Consider the following 20,559-nt stretch of genomic DNA (forward strand, 5'->3'; position numbering starts at 1 on the left):
ATCTTATGATGAGCCGCTCTAAAGACATCATTTTCCTGCTCGGGGCAGGCGCGAGCGCTGAGGCGGGTATCCCTGTCTCGGCGCAGATGATTAGCCATGTAGAACAGATGCTGAACGGGAAGGCAGAGCGCGAGCTTTACAACCACGTCAAGAGCGCAATTCACTTTTCGGCTGGACTCAAGGGCCGCTTCGGCGATGCTGTGCCGTTCAACATCGAGATTCTTGTCAACACGTTATACGAGTTGGAGCGAAACGAAGAGCATCCCCTTTATCCCTTCATCGCCTCGTGGAATTCACGATTCGTTGCGCTGGCAGGCTCGGACTTCAGCGAAGTGCGTCGGTTTCGGCAGCGTATTTTGGATGCTCTGAAGAAATGGATGTGCCCCGAAGATGCGAACAAAGGCAACTACTATCGCGGTCTTGTCACCCTTCAGAAGGAACTGAACTATCCTCTGCATGTCTTCTCGCTCAATTACGATCTATGCGTTGAACGCCTGAATCAATCAGAGTTTAGAGTCGAGACGGGCTTTGAGGACTATGGACCTGATTACTCATGGGACTGGGAGCGGTTTGTTGATTTGGAAAGCAGCAACAATCTTGCCCCACAGCTTGTTCTCTACAAACTGCACGGCTCAATTAACTGGAAGCGGAATCCGGCGACCAAGGAGCTGTTTTCCGTCGAGCAAATACAAACCGTTGATGCGGACAAGATGGAATTGATCTTCGGTCGTGAGTTCAAGCTGGAAGCCGCCGATCCTTACCTGTTTTTTGCATACAAGTTTCGTGATCTCTCCCTGGAGAGCAAGTTGATTGTGACGCTTGGCTATGGCTTTGGAGACGGGCACATCAATAAAATGCTGACACAGAGCCTACGAAACGACCCGGAGCGTCGGCTGCTCGTCATACAGCGCTGCACGGAGAACGATTGCGCGGCAAAAGTAGGTGAGGTTGTCAGCTTCTTAGAACTCGATCCTAACCAGACAGAGCAGGTTGTCGTGCGCGCGGGCTCCGCAAAGGATTTCTTGGAGTCGGCAAATTTTGCAGAATTGCTCGTCTCATACATCCCACGGAGTGAAGACGTTCCGTTCTGATCCAATCCTTGATGCGGTCGCTTGCCCGTTTCAGGTCGATCTCCTCCTGTCCGCATTGATGCTCAGAATCACTCTCTCGTTCTGTCGCCCCAGAACGAGAGAGGTAGTTTTGCACGATCTCCTGTTTGCACGTTCATTCGGCCACCGCTTCGGTGCAGGAGCTGCGCCCTGCGGCTCTGCGTTCAGAACTCGCGTGCCGCGCCCTCCGGGTTTCGGACTCCTCCCCCCTCGCAAGCTCCGGGTCCCTTTCCAAAAACTTCTTCTCTTGGCAACGCGGGCATGCCGCGACTTGGGAGCAGCGCACCTTCGCGCCCTTTGGGATGTGTCCCGATTGACCGGGCAAAAAGGAGAAACACCATGCAGACTCAACAGACCATCACCCTCTTCGGCACCGTCAGCAACTCAGCCACCAGCCGCATCTCCAAGAACGGCCGCAAGTACACCGCCTTCGGAGTCGCCATCATCTCAGACCGCAACCACGAAGCCTTTCACTACAACGTCGTTGCCTTCGGCAAGCAGGGCCACTTCGCCAAGCCTTTCCAGACTGGCACTCGTATCAAGCTGGTAGTCCAAGCGCAATCTCAGCCAGACAACATCGCCACTCTCCCACTTCTCACCGCAGCCTTCGTGCGACCGGTTCGTCCGGTTGCAACTCCACCCTCTCCCTGGTTCTCTATTTAGATTTCGGAGGTTCACATGCCCGAGAGACTGCAGTTCTCGGAGACCTCGAAATCCTTAGCTTTTACGGGACGATTTACGGGGTTCGGGGAAGCGTCTCTCTTCTTCAGGCTTGTGAACGCCCAACAGCCGTCGTTCCAAAGAATGCAACGTCCGTTCGCTGAAACCTAAGATCATGGCCACGCCTAAAGCGATCAAAATTTTGACCGCCGATCCGGGCAAGGTCGAAGGCGCAGCGCACGCATTCAGAGCGTCTGTAAAGGTTTGATTCTGTATCGCAACCGGGAAGACCCCCCACCCGAGGAACGCACAGCCGATGAGGCTGGCGATAGCACCCGCAACAGTGCCACTGAATATCCGCCGTTCGAAGGTATCGAGTTCTCCTGAGAGGCTCTCGTCCAGTGCTGGAAGCTTCGCTACGGTGCCAATAGAGCTGCCCGCACCACCCGCAAAGAAGAGGCCTAGCCAAAGCAAAGGAGAAAAATACCGCGCGCAGTAAAGAGCCGTCATTGACAGCAGTACCAGAATGATCGCAATGCCGCCGAGTTGCCAGTGATATGACTTCGAACTGTCGGCATACCCGTCAACGTAATCACTCCATGAGTCCTGTTCAGAGAAAATGGCGTGCAAGGCGGAGCGCGCATTTTCGGGGTTCTTGCTCGCATTTTTCAAGCGGTCGGTGAACAGCTCGCGCAGTTTCCTGACCGCAGATTTCGGGATTCCCCAACCCTCTAGATTGTCGATGACTAGGGTGCCTTCGTCTTGGATATCGTCCACCGGGCAGAAATAAGCCGCAAACAATCCCTGCAACACCCCATCAGCCTTGAGGTCATCCAGCTCATCAGCATGAGCTGCATTTCTGGCCTTCTGCTCAATATCGTCGATTTGCGCCAACACCCTTGCTAACAACGCATCGTTTTGAGGATCGTCAGGCTTCCTCGGACGCTGGGCCATCAGTTGGACATGCACCCGGTCGCCGGTGATGCTGGATAGCGCCTCGGCACGGCGCTCCTCTAACTTCCATTTCGTACGTGCCGCGCCGGGCAACCATCGCAAAGCGCTCATGAATCCTCCGCTCTGATGGTAACGCGTCCCCCCGCCGGGTACTAAATTGCCGAGTTCCCCGCTGATTCATCTGAGTATGTCAATATCGTTCAACAATTGAACGATATTGACGGAGTGGCGTCAGGTTGCCTGCATCCAGCATCAGGAAGACTTCGGCACAGCCGGCAACGGCACTCCCGCGAGCCCTTACGGAGAAGGCTTCTGGAGCTTGGCAAGTGGGCATCCATTGAATGCCCCAGTTTCTCGGACGGTTTGGCCAAGTTGCTTCGTTATCTTTTCCTGCTGCACGTAAATTATCTTTTTCTGCTGTACGAGTTTTATCTTGTTGCTTCGGGTTGCTGCCGGTGCAGTGCTTGCGCTCCCGCCTTTACCCGCATAATGGCTTGGATTTCATCGAAATGCCAAGGTCGGAAGTCGTGGCTGTCCACTCCAACGTCCATTGAAAGCGTTAGCGGATCGTCCGGCAGGTTGCCGTGTGAATGACCGTAGAGTTGCCAGGCTCCGCCCGAGTGATGCGGCCAGACCTTCATCGCATAGTGGCAAAGGACGATCCCTTGTGTGCCCACTTTGATCTCAGAGAGAGAACTCCAGGACGTGAAGAGATGCTGCGCTTTCCGCGCAGTTTTGTCGTGATTTCCGTCGATGAAGTGAACCGCCTTACAGGCAATCTGCTCGCGAAAGGAGGCTACGGCCTTCGGTCCACCCATGCAAAAGTCGCCGAGGAAATAGAGCACATCATTCGGTTTCACCGAAGCATTCAGGCGCTCCAAGATGGCCGCGTTCATCTCCTGCGTGTCCGCGAACGGACGATTGCAGTAGCGAATGATGTTGAAGTGCCCAAGGTGAAAGTCGGAGGTGAACCAAACATCGGCCATCATCAAATTATCTAGCAGGGTTCGGATAGCAGGGTGACGAGCCGCTTTTCAAGACTCCATCATTTTTAGCCAGAGCGAGTTTCGACCCAGTATCCCCAAGAAGAAAGGTCTTCGACCAGTTAACGCTGATTTTCGACCGCTGCGGGTGTATATTGATTTTCGACCTCGCAATGCTATTTGCATTGTTTTTCGACCAGACAAGGAGCTTTTCGACCGTGGCGACCAAAAATCATTCCGACCAAGTTCGGGCTGCAATCTTTCAGGAAAGGACTGTGCCGCGTGAGACCCGACTTGCTGGCTGGGCTGCCCTTGTCGAAACCTTTCACCTCCAGGTTCCAGTTCGGCATCCGACCGCAGTATCGGAGCAGCACATTAAGGGAAGCCGCCGCACCGAGGGGGAGTGGACTGTCCTCGACAAGCGGTACTGGCCGGGCGATTCCGTAGCCGAACAGCTCGACTTCGCGCTTCGCAACGAAGACCTCGACTTGCTCGCTCTCAAGCGTCTCTTCGAGGCAATTCCACAGGAGACAATCACTGCGTTCGTGACTAGCGCACCGAACGGCACCTCCAATCGCCGCGCATGGTTTTTGTACGAATTTCTCACCGGCAACGCACTCGATCTTCCCGATGCAGTGGGGCCGAGTTTCACCGATCTGCTCGACGCCAGTCGCTATTTCACTTCCACGCCGCGACCTTCCCGCCGCCACAAAGTCCGGGACAACCTGCTCGGCACCCCGGCGTTTTGTCCGATCATTCGTAGAACGAAGACGCTCGAAGAGTTCAGCGCGCGTTCTCTCGGAAGTAAAGCGAATGAAGTGATCGGACAGACCGGAGCCAGTATCGTTTCTCGCGCTGCGAGCTTCCTCTTGCTGGCAGACAGCCGCGCTAGTTTTGAGATTGAGGGCGAGAAGCCTCCCCGCAACCGATTGGAGCGGTGGGGGAGGGCGGTTCTACAGGCCGGCAAGAATCCGTTGACGCTTGATGAAATCGTTCGCTTGCATACAGTCTTGATTGAGGACACGCGCTTCACGCAACCGGGTTTGCGACAAGACGGCGTATTCCTGGGCGAGCGAGACCATGAAGGCGACCCACTTCCCGAGTTCATCGGCGCTCGCCCTCAAGATCTGGAATCCTTGGTGCAGGGCATGATTGACGCAAACGAGAGGATGCGAGAAGGAACACTTGACTCAGTTCTCCAGGCAGCGGCGACCGCCTTCGGTTTCGTCTATATCCATCCGCTACAGGACGGCAACGGTCGTCTCCACCGCTGCCTCATTCATCACGTTTTGGCCGAAAGAAAGTTCACGCCACCGGGCATGGTGTTCCCGGTTTCGCCGGTCATGCTTGATCGAATAGAAACCTACCGCGACACCCTGCGAGCTCACTCGGGCCCCCTGATGAACTTCATCGAATGGAGGCCGACGCCCGAAAGAAACGTCGAGGTCCTGAACGACACTGCCGACCTCTATCGGTACTTCGATTGCACAGGGGCGGCAGAGTTTCTTTACGGCTGTGTTGCACACGCCATCGACGAGGACCTGCCTCACGAGATCGACTTCCTGCGCCGCAATGACGAAGCTAAGCGTCGCATCATGAATCTGGTTGAGATGCCGGATCGCATGACGGAAAACCTAGTCAGGTTGATTCGCGTAAACGAAGGCAAGCTAGGCCGCAAACGGCGTGAAGGCGAGTTTGAGAAGTTGACCGATGATGAAGTCGTCTCCATTGAGGTCATTGTGCGAGAAGCTTTCGAGGGATTCTAGGCCTAATGAAAACAAGTGCCTCTTTTCAGGAATACCAAATGTCCACCACTGCGGTTGACATTCGTGGTGGAATAGTCAGATGCCCAACATCGGATATGAAAGCGCTGGCTTTCAACCAGCTTTAGCGGGACTCAACGGCGGTGGCGTTCTCACATGCACTTGGCCTCAGTTAGTTTGGGCTGCGGTTACGGTCGGGAAGGCATTTGGCGATGAGGCAGCATTCGGCGTGTTTTCAACTTTCGAGCGCATACATCGCAGCTCTCTGTTGTACGCCTACCTGGTAGAGGCACCTTCAGGTGCGATTATGAAAGCTGATACCTACTTAGGAGCCGATCCCAGCGAGAAGGGAAACATCTCTTATTCGCTTGGCATGACCGTCGCGAAGCTATACAGCGAGCTCCTACTATCAACGCCACGCCTCCTTCACTACGCAACCTATGCAGGGGGGTATGCGATCACGACTGGAGCGGGAGGATCGCGCCCCGACCTGATCGGGCTAACATCCACCGGCGATTGGGTCGTGCTTGAAGCCAAGGGAAGATCAAATGCACTCGAAGCCGGGGTGGTTGCAACCGCAAAGCTGCAGTCGCTACAGATTCTTACAATCGACGGCCTGCCTCCAGTTTGCAGAGTTGGAATGGCCGCGTATTTTGCTCCCAGCGGGCTGAGGTTTTCAGTCGAGGATCCTGTTGGAGGCGGGAGCCGGAAAGTTGACATCACTCAAGACAAATTCGCGATGAGGTACGACAGCGCTCTCCGCCGACTCATCCAAACCCGAACACCGAATGCCAGCCGCCGAATAGCTGGGCATCAATACCTCGGAGCTGAATACCCCGAAGCAGACCTATTTCTAAGCATTCCTGAAGACCAAATGCTTGATCGAGGCAGAATGCTTGACGATACAACCTATCTCGGAAGAGACGGTCTGCTCATTGAGTTGGGTTCTTCTTGGCGCGAAGGGAAAATGTTGCTCCAACCTCAGCTAAGGTAGGCTTGTGGGACAGCAAAGCTGCATCTCCTTGGTGCTGATTTGGGAGGGGGTGCGTGAGCGTTTTCACTAATCAAGTCCAGATACTGAAAGGAGTAGCCCAGATGCCGCTTCCAGTGACAGATGTGACGCTATTGAAAGCTTACTTGGCAGGAGTGATGCAGCGTGCCGACCACCATGCGAACGAGGTCGAAATGATAGCGTTGGCGCTTACTGGTGCCATCATCTGGAAAAAAGACGCGGATCGAGATATTGAGGTCATGCAACAACAGGGAGAGACGAAGAACGTTCTCTGGGTTTATATCCATGGAAGTCGCTACGCCTTTTCCTATAATCACGCGGCCAAGGCGATCGAAATGCGCGAGGGGACAACAAGGGGGGCCATCCTCCATTCCTTCTCTAACGGCACAACCCTAAGCGATCTTCACGCAGTGTTCGCGCTGCTCTAGGCGAGCGATTCATTCAACAACGTTCGGAACGATCAGCTTCTGCTTAGGTGTCGAAAGAAACCGGCTGCGAGCACCCAGCTCTTGGGACTGAGGTTTCGATTGAAGGGTGGGCCAACGGGTGCTGATCGCAACACCATTTTTAAGTCAGATCCCAATGGTCCAAAGCGGCTTCGAGAAGTGCGTGAAGGTGCAGAAGTAATCGGCGTGTGAATCCCCTTTTCAGCGTAGGGTATTTATGCGGGTATCGCTGTGGAAAATACGGCTAAGTCCCTTACTTGCAATGCTTCTGAATCCCTGGGGGGCAACCACAACTCGCGCAGGTGACACTTCCTCGCACTTCCCTGAACCTCCCCGAACATGGGGAGGTTCTTTCGTTTCAATGACTCACGCGAAAATAGTGTCTGAAGAAGTGCGAGACTGTGCGACGATACCCGGGGTTTTCTGTGGGGGCTATTGTGGGGTACGACCAGCCAAAGTGTGGGGGCTGAGAATTCCCCCACTCTGGAGCGCTCGTCATGGAACTAACCATCAAGGAAATCGAAAACGCAAAGCCAAGGGACAAGAGATACAAGATGGCCGATGGTGGAGGGGTGTGTCTGCTTATCTCACCGTCCGGTGCGAAGCTCTGGGTCTGGCGCTACCGAATCGGCGGCGCGGAAAAGAACATGGCATTTGGGGAGTACCTGCTGGTCACGCTCAAGGAAGCTCGTGAGCTGCACTTCGCCGCTCGAAAGACTTTGGATAGTGGCATTGATCCGATGGCGGAGCTCCCGAATGCGTTCTTGAGTTAAGGGGCGCGCCGGTCATTGAGAAACCTCTAGGGTCAGAATCCGTTCTCGTACCCTCCAACTTCTTCCCGACACGCAAAACTTTCCAATGAAAATCTGGCCGATGGCTATTCCACGTTGGAATAGTTCAAGATTCGCGGCGCAGTACATTTTCCTAGTTCTGCAGGCGATCATGCCGGAGGTCCATGAGCCTATTCCGGGTTTTGTCGATTGAGAGCGCCGGATAAATAGCTTCCGACAAGCCGACTTATGAGGACTAACTGGGCTGCCGCGTGACGGAGATGGGTTTTGCTAGCTGAATTACTTTGCCGCCTGAATACTACAGTTAGTCAGTTTGTAGTGCCAATTTTCGTGATGGCTTTCTCGGTTTATAGCCACTTGTTCTGGTAGCTGAAACCCGCCCACGTTTTGATATGTGTAGGTGAGGACGACTCTATTGCCTAGCCTGAAATCTCCATCTTCGCCTTGTCTGAATGAACTCAGGAGAAAACCCTGTGGTCCCGGGCGGAAGTCTGTCTCACGCGTATCCGAGGGCGATCCCTTCACTCCTTCACTCTGAAGACCTAAATCGGGTGTGAACAGCATCTCGACATCGAAGGTCTGAATTCTGAGGCCGAGCTTGTAGCCTGAAGCCGACGGTTCGATATGCGCGGAGGCGCCTGCCGGTGGAAGCAGTGCAGTGCCGCTTGCAGCCAACCAGTTGTTCAAGCTGTACTGCACTGCATGTTTGAGAAGGCCCTCTGCCATGCCTCCATGAGGGAGCTTGTGTTCTTCATCTTCCGTCATCCCCGATGACACTACAGTGTTCTGTCGAGTAACCGTGACGCGAGTCCTGATGGGCTGAATGGATTGGGCGATCTCCTCGTCAGTCCCTTCGTCTCCGAGGCGTATCACTTCAGTAAAGTGCTGTTTCCAGTTGAACTCTACAGTGCAGGTGAAGGCCTGGAGGTTCCTTTCAAACGGAGTGTCGTATTTCGCCCGGATCTGGTTTAGATCGGGAACACTGACCGCTGCCTGCGCGTGGCAAGACACGGCGCAAAGGCTAAGCACGAATGATGAGCAGAAAGGCCGCATGACGCATAGTACTTCATTACTCCCGATAAACGCCGTTGTGGCCAGTTTAGCTAATGAATGACGATGAGCCTCTCGATAGTCATACCCTCAGTGAGTGCATCGACGAAAATGCACTCACCCATGCAGCGATTGAGATGGTTAAAGCCTGGGAATCGCGTCCATCTCCGAGGCCCGCGCCAGGGCTTGGGTGTCGATATACTCGCGGATCTTCGTCACCTTGCCACTTCGAACGATGATGTCAAAAACCCAGTCGTCCTTGAACGGCTTGTTCGTGGCTTTGATCTTTCCTATCGCAACGCCGATGACAAGAACGCGATCTCCCTGCGCCACAAATTCAGGAGGCTTTGGGTAGGTCATTTCGATCTCTTTGGATGCCTTCTGGAACACGGCTTCTAGTCCAGTATGCCCACGGTGCGTGCCAGCAAGCGGCCAGTCCTCGCCTGGAATGATCCATTCGATATCTTCGGCTGACAACGCCAGCAGACCTTGCTTGTCGCCGCTGCCCATTGCTGCGAAAAAGCTCTTCACACTTTCGATATTCTCTTCTGTGCTCATCGAATTACCTCCGTCCCCTTGGATCGGAACGTGTTCGATCCAAGGGGACATCTTCGAAATCGCAGTTCTCGGTGGAAACACGCGGTCGTAGATCGATCACTGTTGTTTCTTGAACAGATCCTGGAAGATGAGTGGACCCCAGGTACGACCGCGCGCTTGCACCAGTGCGCCACCCTCGTTGAGTTTGCCCAGATTGACAGGCGCGAAGCCAAGTTGTTTGGCCAGATTCGCCACGGGAACAATGGCGTCCTCCTCGTCGCTCGACAAAAACACGACGCGGTGGCCGCCTTCTACGGCTGGATCTGTTGCGAGCGTGCCCGCACCCAAATGATTGAAGCCTTTGACGAGCTTGGCGCCGTCGAACGCCTTCGCGACGAAGGCAGAGGACGGGAGGCCATCGAGATCTTCGGGAGGCACGCCAAAGGCATTCGTCGTGTCGATGATCGTCTTACCCTGCCAATTCCGCATGGCTTTTGCAACTTCGGGATGTTGTTCGAACAGAATCGCCAGGAAGATGATGTCGGCCCGGAGCGCATCCTGGAGCGACTTCGGAGTCACGGTTGGCCCGATTGCTTGAGCTTGCGGCGCCAGTTCCTCGGGCGGCCGGCGGCTTGCGACGGTCACGTTGATGTTCTTGCGGGCGAAGGCTTGGGCAAGCGCCTGGCCGATCTTTCCGAATCCTACGATTGCGTAGCTCATCTGTTTCTCCCATCAGTGTTGCTATGACTTCCAACCTTCGTTGGCTGCTCTATCAAGTTCTGTGCTGTGACGGCCTCCCCGGTAGCCGGAAGGTGTCAGCCACAGACAGGTCGGCAGACGTTTAGATCGCCGTCATGCCGCCGTCGACGAACAACTCCTGCCCGTTCACGAAGCTGGAATCATTCGAAGCAAGAAACAGCGCAACCGTTGCAACTTCCTCGGGCTGGCCCATCGTGCCGCGCGGGATCAGGGATTCGAAGTACTGCTTCGCCTCCGGGGTCAGAACCGACTCCTGCATCGTTGTGGCGATGGCGCCGGGGACCAACAGGTTCACACGAATCTTTCTTTCTTTCAGTTCGTTGAGCCAGGTGCGCGCGAAAGAGCGCAGCGCCAGCTTGCTCGCTGCATAGACGCCGAAGCCGGGGAAACCCTTCGCCGCGGCGTTGGACCCGGTCATGAAGATCGATCCGCCGTCGTTGAACAGAGGCAATGCCTTCTGCACCGTAAAGAGGGTCCCGCGCACGTTCAGGTCGAAGGTCCTGTCGAAGTGCTCCTCGGTGATCTGTCCCAGCGGGACAGGTTCACCGATGCCGGCGCTTGCGAACAGAACGTCGATCTTGCCTTTCTCTCGCTTGACCGTTTTGAAAAGACGGTCGAGATCGTCAAGGTTGGCTGCATCCCCTTGTACTCCGGTCACGTTCCGGCCGATCAACTTGACGGCCTTATCGAGCGTCTCCTGCTTCCGTCCCGTGATAAAGACGTAGGCGCCCTCTTCGACGAACAGTCTGGCGCTTGCTAACGCCATGCCGTCGGTTCCACCCGTGATGACTGCGACTTTTCCTTCAAGCTTTCCCATGATTGCTCCCTTTGGTGGATGTCCAGCATCCACTCCTGAGGAATAGAGTTCTTTATGTGTGGACGGGAACTGCTCGCGCGTCCAAGGATTTTGTCTATTCGTCCAGAAAAGGAATACTGCTTGGATCCCATCAGCGACATCTTCAGAACGATGCACATCACAGCTTTCGGTCAGCACAGGCTGGAGGCTACAGCTCCGTGGGGCTTGATCCAGGCGAAACAGGCAAACGAGCGGCTCCCACCTTCCGGCAAGAGGATTTCGCCATCAGACGTAGCTCACTTCGCGATGTTGTCGCGGGGTAATTGTTGGCTCAGCGTCGAAGGCATTTCAGACCCGATTCCCCTCACCGGCGGCGACTGCTTCCTGTTGGATCGCGACACTTCGATCGTCATGCGCGACAGCCCACGCACACGCCCAAGGTCGACCTTCGAAGAGGTCGCGGCCAGGGCGAACGGCCATGTCGCTCATTACGGAGGCGGTGGTACACCAACGACCATCGTCTGTGGATCCTTCAGCTTCGATCGCGCCAGCTTGAGACCCATCACTCAGCTCTTACCCAACTTCATTCTCATCAAGTCCGATCAGGCACGCACGCTTGCTCTTCACAGCACGGTACAGGCGTTGGCGTCCGAGATGGCAGAGCAGGCGCCGGGATCGGGAGTCGTCGCGACTCGGCTTGCGGAGGTTCTGTTCATCCAGATTCTGCGCGCGCATATCGCTTCGGAGCCGGAACGTAACAAAGGTTGGCTCCGTTCCGTGTTCGATCCTCAACTGGGCGCTGCCCTGAGTGCGATTCACGAGAGAGTCCATGCACCGTGGACGGTCGAGTCTCTTGCCGAAGCGGCAGGCATGTCTCGCTCCGCGTTCGCGGCGCGTTTCAAGGAACTCCTTGGACAGACACCGCTCGAGTATGTGACCGGTTGGCGGATGCAGAAAGCAATTCAGTTGCTCGAACAGCGCGACAAAAAGCTCATTGATGTTGCTCGGCTGGTCGGTTACGAGTCCGATGCGGCGTTCAGTAAGGCGTTCAAGCGAGTGGTCGGGGCCAATACTGGGGAGTACATCAAACGTGGCTTGGCAGGGCAGAGGGACCCCGATAGGGCCGAATCGCCAAGCCTGTGAGAGCGGGCCACGTGCCTTCAGCGTTGGCAGGCTTTCAGTAACGCGGTCCCGTGACTTGCAAGGGCTAGCCACAGGACCGCGCCGAATTTAGACTTGCGCCATGCCGCCGTCGACGGCGAGATCGATGCCGGTGATGTAGGAGCTTTCATCGGACGCCAAGAACGTGACGGCCGCTGCGATCTCTTCTGGTTTGCCCCTGCGACCCATCGGAATCATCGTGGTGAATTGTTCGGCGGCCTGCCTGGCCTGTTCCGGGGTGAGGCCCGTCGTCGTCTCCAGCGCCGGGGTTTCGATGGCTCCGGGGCTCAGGCAATTCACCCGGATCTTGCGGCCTACCAACTCCATCGTCCAGCCGCGCGCGAAGTTGCGTACAGCCGCCTTGCTTGCGGCGTAGGCGGTGAAGCCCGCGAGACCCTTCACGTTCGAGACAGAGGAGTTGAGGATGATCGAGCCGCCGTCGTTGAAGAGGGGAAGGGCCTTCTGCACGGTGAAGAACATTCCCTTGACGTTGACGTCGAAGGTCTGGTCGAAGTGCTGCTCCGTAGCCATCGCGAGTGGTGCAATCGTACCCGCGCCCGCGTTCGCGAAGAGTATGTCGATGTGACCGTGCTTCTCTTTCACAACCGCATAGAGGCGGTCCAGATCTTCCAGGCGCGAAACATCCCCTATGACCGTTGTAACGTTCTTCCCGATGATGGTCACTGCTTCCTTCAGCTCTTTCTCACGCCGCCCCGTGATCACTACGTGGGCGCCTTCTTCCACGAAGCGCTTGGCTGTAGCTAAGCCAATCCCGCTGCTTCCGCCGGTGATGACCGCAACCTTGCCTTCAAGCTTTCCCATGATGACTTCCTTTGATCGCCGTTCTTCTTGTGTTTCCTGAATAGTGCAGTGAGCTGTATCATTCAGAAAGCATCTGGAGCGGTGATCCACTTGCACAATCCAAGTATGTGGATCACTGATCCATTTGTCAAGGAGTCCATGCGAGCCGACGCCAAAAAGAATTACAGCCACGTACTTTCCGTGGCTCGCGAGGTCGTTTCCGAGCACGGTGTCAATGCCTCCATGCGCGATATTGCCCGTCGTTCCGGCGTGGGGTTGGCGACGTTGCTTCGTCATTTTCCGACGCGAGAAGCCCTGTACGAGGCTTTGCTTTGTACGAATCTGGACGCGCTGACGCAGAAGGCAAGCGAGCTTGAAACGGCCGGTTCACCAGGCGAGGCGCTCGTGTCCTGGCTTCGCGAGTGGTTAGAGTTCGCTCAAAGCTATAAGGGCGTGGTCACCCTCATGGCTTCCGCGCACTCGAACCCGGACTCCGCTCTGTATGCTTCCTGTGCGGCGATCCACTCTGCGAGTGCGCGGCTGCTGGCTCGTGCGCAGGCCACAGGGTCGGCCCGTGCGGACATGAGTGGAGACGATCTCTTTGCGCTGATGACGGCTCTCGGCTGGGCAGTCGACCAGCCCTCCTTTGCGCCGCGGGCCGATCATCTCTTTCAACTCATCGCCAGCGCCATTCTGAACAATTGATCGAGCGTTCATCAGTCCTCATGAGACGCATCTTCGTCGGCGCCATGCCTGTAGCTTCGTCCGGCAAGAGATCGTAGGTGCGTCTGGAGGTCTGGTTCTAATGATCTAATGGAGCGACGGCGTTTGGTTTTCGAGCATTCGACCGGCACGCAAGGCTCCATGACCTCGATTCAACGCAACAACGTCAAAATCAGCGGAAACGGTTCCAGGGCGATCATGTTCGCCCACGGCTATGGGTGCGACCAGGCCATGTGGCGAGCGGTCGCGCCAAACTTCGAAAAAGACTACAAGGTCATCCTCTTCGATTATGTCGGAGCAGGGCACTCGGACCCGACCGCGTTCAATCGAACGCACTACAGCACGCTGCGCGGGTACGCGTTGGACGTGATCGAGATTATCGAAGAGCTGAAGCTCGAAAAGGTCAACTTCGTCGGTCACTCGGTCAGCTCGATGATCGGTGCGCTGGCCGCGATCGAACGCCCTGAGCTGTTCGAAAATCTGGTGATGATCGGCCCTTCGCCGAGCTACATCAACGATGGCGATTATGTGGGCGGCTTCGAGCGGTCCGACATCGAGGATCTGCTGGAGATGCTCGACAACAATCACTCCGGCTGGTCGGCGATGATGGCGCCGATCATCATGGGCAACCCCGACCGTCCCGAGCTTGCGGACGAGCTCGAAGCGAGCTTCTGCAGCACCGATCCAATCCACGCGCAGCACTTTGCGCGCGTCACTTTTCTCTCCGACAACCGCGTCGACCTGCTGAAGCTCCGAGCCAGAACCCTAATCCTCCAGTGCGACAAGGACGCCATAGCGCCCGTTGCGGTCGGGCAGTATGTGCAGGGGTGCATTCCTCATAGCGAGTTGATCGTGATGGATGCGACCGGCCACTGTCCGCATCTGAGCGCTCCGGGCGTCGTCACGGAAGCGATTCATAATTTCCTATGAAGCCTGCGGACCCGCTGTATGATCCCGCTTCGTTCGAAGACCTCTTCGAGCATGCTCCCTGCGGTTATGCCGTTCTGAATCTCGATGGAGAGATCGTCCAGGCGAACGCCGCGTTTCGGGAGCTTGCCAGGCTCGATGGAGGCAAGGTGATCGGGGCGAGCTTCCGCAATCTGCTGGGTGCGGCGGGCGCCCTCTTCTTCGATACCCATCTGCTGCCGACGTTGCTGTTGAGCGGAAGGCGTAAGGAGATCGCGCTGGACCTCAGGACCAGCCAGGGGCGTGTGCCGGTTCTGGTGAACTTTACGGTTCAGTATGCCGCAGGCGAACCTGCCGCGATCCGCGCCGTGCTGCTCGATGCGGCGGAGCGCCGGCTGTTCGAACGCAACCTGCTGCGATCGCGCAAGGAGGCCGAGCAGTTGGCCGAGGTGATCCTGCACTCGTCGGACGCGATCATCACCTCGCACGTCGATGGAAGGATTCGCAACTGGAATAACGGCGCCTCCGAGATGTTCGGCTATTCTTCCGGGGAAGCCACCGGCGGGCTGCTCGCGGAGTTGATCCTTCCTGCGGATCAACGCGAGTCGCTGGCGAAGGCGATGCGCGAGGTGGAACGTGGTCGCGAATACGCCGGCGAGATCGTCGCATGCCGCAAGGACGGCTCCCAGTTCGAAGCGTCGATCAAGCTGACGCCCCATATGGAGGCCCCGGGAACCTTCGTCGCATCGTCCGCTGTGTTGCGAGACATCTCGCTCCAGAAACGCGCGGAACGGGCTCTGCTGCAGAACGAGAAGCTGGCATCGGTGGGCCGGCTGGCAAGCTCCATCGCGCACGAGATCAACAACCCGCTGGCCTCGGTGACGAATCTGCTCTACATCCTCGATCTGCAGGTTCCAACGCCGGAGCTGAAGGCGCTGGTGACGACGGCTCAGGAGGAGCTTGCGCGAGTTTCGCAGATCACCACGCACACGCTGCGGTTCCATCGTCAAAGCAGCAGCCCGGCGGATCTCAATGTGACGAAGCTCTTCGAATCGGTAGTGGGTCTCTATCGCGCGAGGCTGCGCAACTCCAATGTGGTGGCGAAGATCGGCGACCGGGCAGCGACCGAGCTTCGTTGTCACGAGGGCGAGTTGCGGCAGATCGTGCTGAACATCGTGGGGAACGCACTCGATGCCATGAAGAATGGGGGAGTGCTGCACTTGAGGTGCCGGGACTCGAAGCACAGGGGCACCGGAGAGGCCGGAGTGCGCATCGTCATTGCCGATAGCGGTACGGGCATGGACAAAGCCACGCTGGCGCGCATCTTCGAACCGTTCTTCTCGACGAAGGGCATTGGCGGCACGGGACTGGGCCTGTGGGTGACGCAGGACCTGGTGCAGAAGAACAAGGGCCGTATGGCGGTGCGAAGCTCAAACCGTCATATCCCTCGCGGAACGGTCTTCAGCTTGTTCTTCCCGTTCCGCTGATTCTCCGCGCACGAACCTACCCGCGCAGGCTGCCGAAGAATGCCTGGAGGTCCGTGGCAAGCAGCGCCGGCTGCTCAGCCGCCGCAAAGTGGCCGCCCTTGGGCATGGTCGTCCATCGCGCGACGTTGTAGCCTCGCTCCACCCAGCTCCGCGGAGGCATCATGATCTCCTTCGGAAAGCAGGCGACTGCACAGGGAGTTCGCACGTAGTCGGTCGACGAAAAATGAAGTGGAGTCCGGCGTCCCTCACGATACATGCGGAACGAAGAAGCAATCGTCTGTGTCATCCAGTAGAGGGTGACGTTGGCTAGCAGTGCATCTCTCGAAAAGCTGCTGTAGAGATCGCCTCCGCATTCGGACCAGTCCCGATTTTTTTCGTACCTCCAGGCATTCTATTCAGAGCGAGAAAGAGTAGGCGAAGGCGACGAACCGCGGCCGTATGTGTGGCGGTAAGATGGTTGCGGGAGACTCTGTGAGCCAACCCCTTCTTCTGACCTTGCAAATCGACGAGTTGGCACAGAGCTTCTATGAGAACCTGCGGGTTCGTTATTTCCCGCGGGAACGGAATCATATACCCGCTCATCTGAGCCTCTTTCACCAGCTTCCCGATGAAGAGTTTACTTATGACGCGATCCGCGAACTGGCTTACGCCACTCCAGCTTTCCGTCTCACGCAGTGCATACCTCGCTCCATCGGACATGGGGTCGCTGTCTTCCTTGAATCCGAAAGCCTGACCGTGCTTCATGCTACGTTGTCGAAGGTCTTTCAGGCATCTCTCATCGCACAGGACCGTCAGCCTTTCAGGCCGCACATTGTGGTTCAGAACAAGGTGGAGGCTGAAATCGCGCGGCACACATTGTCTCAGCTCCAGGTCGCTTCTTTGATCGAGCCGAAAGGGGTAGGCCTCTCTCTTTGGCGATATCTCGGCGGACCCTGGGAGCACCTCGTAGACTATCCGTTCAACTCAGGGCAACCTCGCTAGCGTCGTCGGGACGGATCGATCCAGGTCACGGCGGTGCGCGCATCCAAAGGGGCAGCGTCGCACGATAGCATTCCAGAGTGGGAGCCTATGAACTACCCTGTCACACCCGATGGACGGTATTTTCTCGTGCGCGGTCGCCTGTGGCGTTGCTCCGACCCACGCTTGTCGCCGGAGCGACGGTCAGAGCTGACAAAGGCATTGATGAGCGCAAGGCGCGACAAGAAACGCGCCATGCGGGCCGGCGATGCCGAAGCTCGAGAACAGGCAAGGCGGCAGGTGGACGAGGCGAAGACAGCGCTCGGAGAACGCGGTGCAGTCTGGTGGCAGGATGGCGCACCGGACTGGAATAGGCGCATGGCGCACAACAGCCCATATGCCGACTGGGCTGCTGACGCGATCGAATAACTGCAGTAACTAGCTGCGGACCCGACTAGCCAGGCGCCATCTCGTATGGCTTTCCGTTGATCACCACGTTCTGGATCGCGATGTTGATGCCACGCTCTGCCATCAGTTTTGGACTGTCGAGTTGAACGTCGATGTCTTTGAACGTGATGTCGCTGATCGTGCTCTGACCGGCATTTCCAGCCAGTTGGCCGAAGGCGCTGCCGTGGCCCTTGATGTTTTCGAAGGTGACGTTGCGTACCGTTGACTTCGGCGGAGCCGCGCCCTGCAGATCGAAGTACTGCTTCCAGGGCGCGCAGTTGACGATCTGCGCGCCGCCGCCTTCGAGCGTGATGTTGCGCAGGTGAACGTCTTCGTAGAGCTGCGGAGTATCGGGGCGTAGCTTCAGGCGTAGCACGTTGACCTTGCCCTTAATGGTGCAGTTCTCGACCACCACGTCACGGACGATCGTGGCTTCGCTGCCCAGCGTGACGATGCCGCCGCCGCGATAGTACGTGCAGTTTTCGATGCGGATATGCTCGACAGCCGGGCTGTCCTTATCGTCCATAGCGGCCGGCCCCTTCGAGCCCTTGAGGCAGACGCAGTCGTCGTCCACGCGATAGCTGCAGCCTCGTATGGTGACGTACTGGCAACTGTCGATGTCGGTGCCGTCGGTCGAAGGGCAGCGTTGATTGTCGGGCACCTGAAAGCTCATGTTTTCGATCAGCACATGTTGGCAGCGGTACATGTGCAGATTCCAGAAGCCAGAATCCTTGAACGTTAGACCGCTCAACTGCACATCCTTCGAGTTCTCGATCAGCGCAAGTCGCGGCCGCGGCACGTCGAGATTCTTGGTCTTGTTATCCTTGGCGCGGGCATCCCAGAACGCCTTCCAAAAGGGTGCGCCACTGCCGTCCAGCGTGCCCGAACCGGTGATGCGCAGGCCATGGCAACCGTCGGCGTTGAGCAACGCAGGCAGCCACTCTTCGAAGTGCCCCTCGACACGCGTCATGCGCTTCGGGTAGTCGGCCGTATTGGTCGAGCCCTTGAGAACCGCGCCGGGTTCGAGGTGCAGGTTCACGCCGGGCTTGAGGAAGATCGCGCCGCTGAGGAAGACGCCCTGCGGAAGGACGAGGGTTCCGCCACCAGACGCGGCAAGCTTATCGATCGCGGCCTGGATCTTCGCCGTGTTGAGTGCGACGCCATCGCCCGTCGCGCCCGCGCTGACGGCGGAGACGCGCCGTGAGGTCTGCGCAGCCAGCGGGCCGATGAGCGCGAGCATGGTCGCGGCGGCGCTGGCGCCAGCCAGCTTCAAAAATTCTCTTCGTCTGTTGCGGCGATCTGAGCGCATTTTTCAGGACTTCCTTTACGAGTACGATCCGCGAGAAGTCTACAACATCGAGAGAGGGAAGCAGATGCCATGACTGCCGGGAACCTCGTGCCCTATGCTCAGCGAAATGTCTCGGGATAGCGGCGCAGAGCGTTGAGCGGCTTGGTTGAATCCTGCAGCGGTCAGTCCTTCCTGTCTCCGAATCTCTTTGCGCTCAGAGCCTTATGCCGCGCCGCTTCTTCGTCGCGATTCTTCGGCGGCGAGTTCGTCTCAAGCGAACTCAACAGCTCCGCCGATATGCCGGAGATCGCGCTGATCGCGGAGAGGAATGCTGCCTCGTTTGCCTTTGATGGCTTATTGAAGCCGCTGATCTTGCGTACCAACTGGAGGGACGCCGCATGGATCTCATCCGGAGTGACGGGCGGATCGAAGTTGAACAGCATCTTAATATTTTATTGGTCAGATGCGATCACTAACGGCAAATTGCAGCCTCGCGCCGCGGCATATTTCTTAAGAGGTATGACCTCTCACTTCGTCTTCTCAACCCTCACCAGGATGTAGCGGAGACAACATGAGGAGGGGCGGCCTCACCGCTGATGTCCTCGGTTTTTATGACGAGCTCAAGATTCTTCTCCCCCCAGCCGGCAGGACCCTTCGTCGTCAGTTGATCGAGATACTGTGTCGATACGGCGAATTCGCTTGCGGACTCCGTGCCGAACGTACCGAGCCCTGCAATCACCATGACCGTTCCGTTGGTCGTAGCATCATGGTACCGAGCGAATATGGCGTAGTCGTAGGAGTCTGTGCTCGGATGCTGACCCCAGTCGCTCGCAGAGGGATTCGTCCGATCTTCCACCTTCGAAAGAGAGCCATAGTCGAATCGAAAGCGCAACGGATCCGTCAATCGCATCGTCCAGGGATTATTGCGGGCGCCGATGAGAACGACTGGACGTGAGCGGAAGTCTGTGAGGCTGACCTCGCGGTCGTCCTTGATGACGTACGCTTTTCCGTTTGACTGGAGAAAGCCCACCACGCGCGCAAGCGCGAGCGCACAGGACATGCTGACGTGATGGTACGGCGACCGCAGGCGGTCCGTTGAGCCGGCCTCCGGCGGCCGTTCGTGAGATTCCCCAAAATCGCTCGTGCCGACGACGATCAGAACCGGTGTAGGTGCGTGCAAAAGCGGACCCCAAAGTTTGTCGGTCACGGTCGCCGGCGCCGGCCTGTGCCATCGATAGACCGTGATCGCAGAGGTCAACGCGACGGCGACGATTGCAACGACAGCGATCCACAAGAAGGAATGATTCGTCCGTTGAATGGGAAGTTCAGGGAGTGCCTCAGGCAGCACCGGTGTTTCCGGGGGCGCGGCCATCGTCCTGAACTCCGGAACATAGCTGCCCAGAGGAAGATCAATCTTCAGGCGGCACTCTTCCGCGTGATCTTTGTAGTACTGTGCAAGACGCTTACGGACTTCGCTCGCGCTCGAACGGACGACAGGATCCGCATTGGTGTCGTAGGACGGAGTACGGCCGAACACTTCTACTCCAAGCGTTCGCTCCTTCAGATCGTCGGCCTGTCCTTCCAGTGTCTTTACCACGACGTACTTCAGTAGAGCCGGATACCGCTTACTGCCTCGGAAGAACGAGCTGCCGAGAATAGCGTCGAGCTCCAGCGTGACCAGGTCCCGATCGACTGGATGATTCTGAGCTCCTTGCGCGGTATCGTCGGCGACGCTCGACACGGTGATCCTCCCAACGTGTCGAATTGTACGTCACTGGAACGCTACGCGCCACGTCCGTGGCCGCCGTTTGCGGAGACACCTCTAACCAATTTCCCATCAACGAGATAGAGCTGCGTAGCGACCCGTAGTGCTACGTCCTTCCTACTGTAGTCAGGCCGTATTTACCTTGCCTTGCTTCTCCCGGAACG

At 57.1% G+C, this 20,559-nt stretch carries 23 protein-coding genes; 12 read left to right on the forward strand and 11 right to left on the reverse strand.

Features of this window, described 5'->3' with window-relative positions; all coding sequences use genetic code 11:
• Positions 1 to 5: 5 nt before the first annotated feature.
• Positions 6 to 1,091: an SIR2 family protein gene (locus CHB87_RS10960; RefSeq protein WP_089408464.1), complete on the forward strand. Its 1,086-nt coding sequence runs from the start codon at positions 6 to 8 to the stop codon at positions 1,089 to 1,091.
• Positions 1,092 to 1,448: 357 nt separating this feature from the next.
• Positions 1,449 to 1,772, forward strand: coding sequence for a single-stranded DNA-binding protein (locus CHB87_RS10965; RefSeq protein WP_089408465.1), 324 nt, complete (start codon positions 1,449 to 1,451; stop codon positions 1,770 to 1,772).
• Between the two features lie 54 nt (positions 1,773 to 1,826).
• Here CHB87_RS10965 and CHB87_RS10970 read toward each other — a convergent pair whose 3' ends face one another.
• Complete coding sequence (locus CHB87_RS10970; RefSeq protein ID WP_089408466.1) at positions 1,827 to 2,834, reverse strand: hypothetical protein; 1,008 nt, start codon at positions 2,832 to 2,834, stop codon at positions 1,827 to 1,829.
• A 317-nt stretch (positions 2,835 to 3,151) separates the two neighbouring features.
• Positions 3,152 to 3,712: a metallophosphoesterase gene (locus CHB87_RS10975; RefSeq protein WP_089408467.1), complete on the reverse strand. Its 561-nt coding sequence runs from the start codon at positions 3,710 to 3,712 to the stop codon at positions 3,152 to 3,154.
• A gap of 212 nt (positions 3,713 to 3,924) precedes the next feature.
• Between CHB87_RS10975 and CHB87_RS10980 the strand changes: the two genes are divergently transcribed.
• The 4 genes from CHB87_RS10980 to CHB87_RS10995 all read left to right on the forward strand — a co-directional run bounded on the left by CHB87_RS10980 (position 3,925) and on the right by CHB87_RS10995 (position 7,700).
• Entirely contained in the window at positions 3,925 to 5,472 is a 1,548-nt protein-coding gene (locus tag CHB87_RS10980) for a Fic family protein (protein WP_217897031.1), read from the forward strand.
• 79 nt (positions 5,473 to 5,551) lie between these two features.
• Positions 5,552 to 6,463: a hypothetical protein gene (locus CHB87_RS10985; RefSeq protein WP_089408468.1), complete on the forward strand. Its 912-nt coding sequence runs from the start codon at positions 5,552 to 5,554 to the stop codon at positions 6,461 to 6,463.
• Between the two features lie 53 nt (positions 6,464 to 6,516).
• The gene (locus CHB87_RS10990; RefSeq protein ID WP_217897032.1) at positions 6,517 to 6,909 is read left to right on the forward strand and encodes a hypothetical protein; all 393 of its coding nucleotides are present in this window, start codon (positions 6,517 to 6,519) and stop codon (positions 6,907 to 6,909) included.
• A 515-nt stretch (positions 6,910 to 7,424) separates the two neighbouring features.
• On the forward strand, positions 7,425 to 7,700 hold the full coding sequence (locus CHB87_RS10995; protein ID WP_089408470.1) for an Arm DNA-binding domain-containing protein: 276 nt from the start codon (positions 7,425 to 7,427) through the stop codon (positions 7,698 to 7,700).
• Between the two features lie 297 nt (positions 7,701 to 7,997).
• Here CHB87_RS10995 and CHB87_RS11000 read toward each other — a convergent pair whose 3' ends face one another.
• From CHB87_RS11000 to CHB87_RS11015, 4 genes are all read right to left on the reverse strand, one after another.
• On the reverse strand, positions 7,998 to 8,771 hold the full coding sequence (locus CHB87_RS11000; RefSeq protein ID WP_089408471.1) for a hypothetical protein: 774 nt from the start codon (positions 8,769 to 8,771) through the stop codon (positions 7,998 to 8,000).
• A 138-nt stretch (positions 8,772 to 8,909) separates the two neighbouring features.
• Positions 8,910 to 9,326, reverse strand: a complete 417-nt coding sequence (locus CHB87_RS11005) for a nuclear transport factor 2 family protein (RefSeq protein WP_089408472.1) — start codon at positions 9,324 to 9,326, stop codon at positions 8,910 to 8,912.
• 96 nt (positions 9,327 to 9,422) lie between these two features.
• Positions 9,423 to 10,025 (reverse strand): NADPH-dependent F420 reductase, encoded by a 603-nt coding sequence (locus tag CHB87_RS11010; protein WP_089408473.1) that lies wholly within the window; start codon positions 10,023 to 10,025, stop codon positions 9,423 to 9,425.
• A 121-nt stretch (positions 10,026 to 10,146) separates the two neighbouring features.
• Positions 10,147 to 10,881, reverse strand: a complete 735-nt coding sequence (locus CHB87_RS11015) for an SDR family NAD(P)-dependent oxidoreductase (protein WP_089408474.1) — start codon at positions 10,879 to 10,881, stop codon at positions 10,147 to 10,149.
• Positions 10,882 to 11,031: 150 nt separating this feature from the next.
• Here CHB87_RS11015 and CHB87_RS11020 point away from each other — a divergent pair, with 150 nt between their 5' ends.
• A complete protein-coding gene (locus tag CHB87_RS11020; protein ID WP_245817955.1) occupies positions 11,032 to 12,003 on the forward strand; it encodes an AraC family transcriptional regulator in 972 nt (323 codons plus the stop codon).
• 87 nt (positions 12,004 to 12,090) lie between these two features.
• Here the strand turns inward: CHB87_RS11020 and CHB87_RS11025 are convergent, their stop codons facing one another.
• The gene (locus tag CHB87_RS11025) at positions 12,091 to 12,843 is read right to left on the reverse strand and encodes an SDR family NAD(P)-dependent oxidoreductase (RefSeq protein ID WP_089408476.1); all 753 of its coding nucleotides are present in this window, start codon (positions 12,841 to 12,843) and stop codon (positions 12,091 to 12,093) included.
• A 138-nt stretch (positions 12,844 to 12,981) separates the two neighbouring features.
• On the opposite strand from CHB87_RS11025, the gene CHB87_RS11030 reads away from it, so the two are divergent.
• The 3 genes from CHB87_RS11030 to CHB87_RS11040 all read left to right on the forward strand — a co-directional run bounded on the left by CHB87_RS11030 (position 12,982) and on the right by CHB87_RS11040 (position 15,938).
• Complete coding sequence (locus tag CHB87_RS11030; RefSeq protein WP_089408659.1) at positions 12,982 to 13,527, forward strand: TetR/AcrR family transcriptional regulator; 546 nt, start codon at positions 12,982 to 12,984, stop codon at positions 13,525 to 13,527.
• A 123-nt stretch (positions 13,528 to 13,650) separates the two neighbouring features.
• Positions 13,651 to 14,475, forward strand: coding sequence for an alpha/beta fold hydrolase (locus CHB87_RS11035; protein ID WP_245817935.1), 825 nt, complete (start codon positions 13,651 to 13,653; stop codon positions 14,473 to 14,475).
• Entirely contained in the window at positions 14,472 to 15,938 is a 1,467-nt protein-coding gene (locus CHB87_RS11040) for a PAS domain S-box protein (RefSeq protein WP_089408477.1), read from the forward strand. The genes CHB87_RS11035 and CHB87_RS11040 overlap by 4 nt, the downstream gene beginning before the upstream one ends.
• 16 nt (positions 15,939 to 15,954) lie before the next feature.
• Here CHB87_RS11040 and CHB87_RS22255 read toward each other — a convergent pair whose 3' ends face one another.
• A complete protein-coding gene (locus tag CHB87_RS22255) occupies positions 15,955 to 16,101 on the reverse strand; it encodes a hypothetical protein (protein ID WP_176441698.1) in 147 nt (48 codons plus the stop codon).
• A 308-nt stretch (positions 16,102 to 16,409) separates the two neighbouring features.
• Here CHB87_RS22255 and CHB87_RS11050 point away from each other — a divergent pair, with 308 nt between their 5' ends.
• Together CHB87_RS11050 and CHB87_RS11055 are read left to right on the forward strand one after the other, a co-directional pair.
• Positions 16,410 to 16,919, forward strand: a complete 510-nt coding sequence (locus CHB87_RS11050; protein WP_176441699.1) for a 2'-5' RNA ligase family protein — start codon at positions 16,410 to 16,412, stop codon at positions 16,917 to 16,919.
• 87 nt (positions 16,920 to 17,006) lie between these two features.
• Positions 17,007 to 17,324 carry a hypothetical protein gene (locus CHB87_RS11055; RefSeq protein WP_089408479.1) on the forward strand — a complete coding sequence of 106 codons (318 nt, stop codon included), beginning with the start codon at positions 17,007 to 17,009 and terminating at the stop codon, positions 17,322 to 17,324.
• 25 nt (positions 17,325 to 17,349) lie between these two features.
• On the opposite strand, the gene CHB87_RS11060 is transcribed toward CHB87_RS11055, so the two are convergent.
• From CHB87_RS11060 to CHB87_RS11070, 3 genes are all read right to left on the reverse strand, one after another.
• Positions 17,350 to 18,615, reverse strand: coding sequence for a glycoside hydrolase family 28 protein (locus CHB87_RS11060; protein WP_176441700.1), 1,266 nt, complete (start codon positions 18,613 to 18,615; stop codon positions 17,350 to 17,352).
• A 197-nt stretch (positions 18,616 to 18,812) separates the two neighbouring features.
• Entirely contained in the window at positions 18,813 to 19,073 is a 261-nt protein-coding gene (locus tag CHB87_RS11065; protein WP_089408481.1) for a DUF2277 domain-containing protein, read from the reverse strand.
• A 104-nt stretch (positions 19,074 to 19,177) separates the two neighbouring features.
• Complete coding sequence (locus CHB87_RS11070) at positions 19,178 to 20,371, reverse strand: hypothetical protein (RefSeq protein WP_089408482.1); 1,194 nt, start codon at positions 20,369 to 20,371, stop codon at positions 19,178 to 19,180.
• Positions 20,372 to 20,559 lie beyond the last annotated feature (188 nt).

This window comes from Granulicella rosea (genome assembly GCF_900188085.1).
In the GTDB taxonomy this organism is placed as follows: domain Bacteria; phylum Acidobacteriota; class Terriglobia; order Terriglobales; family Acidobacteriaceae; genus Edaphobacter; species Edaphobacter rosea.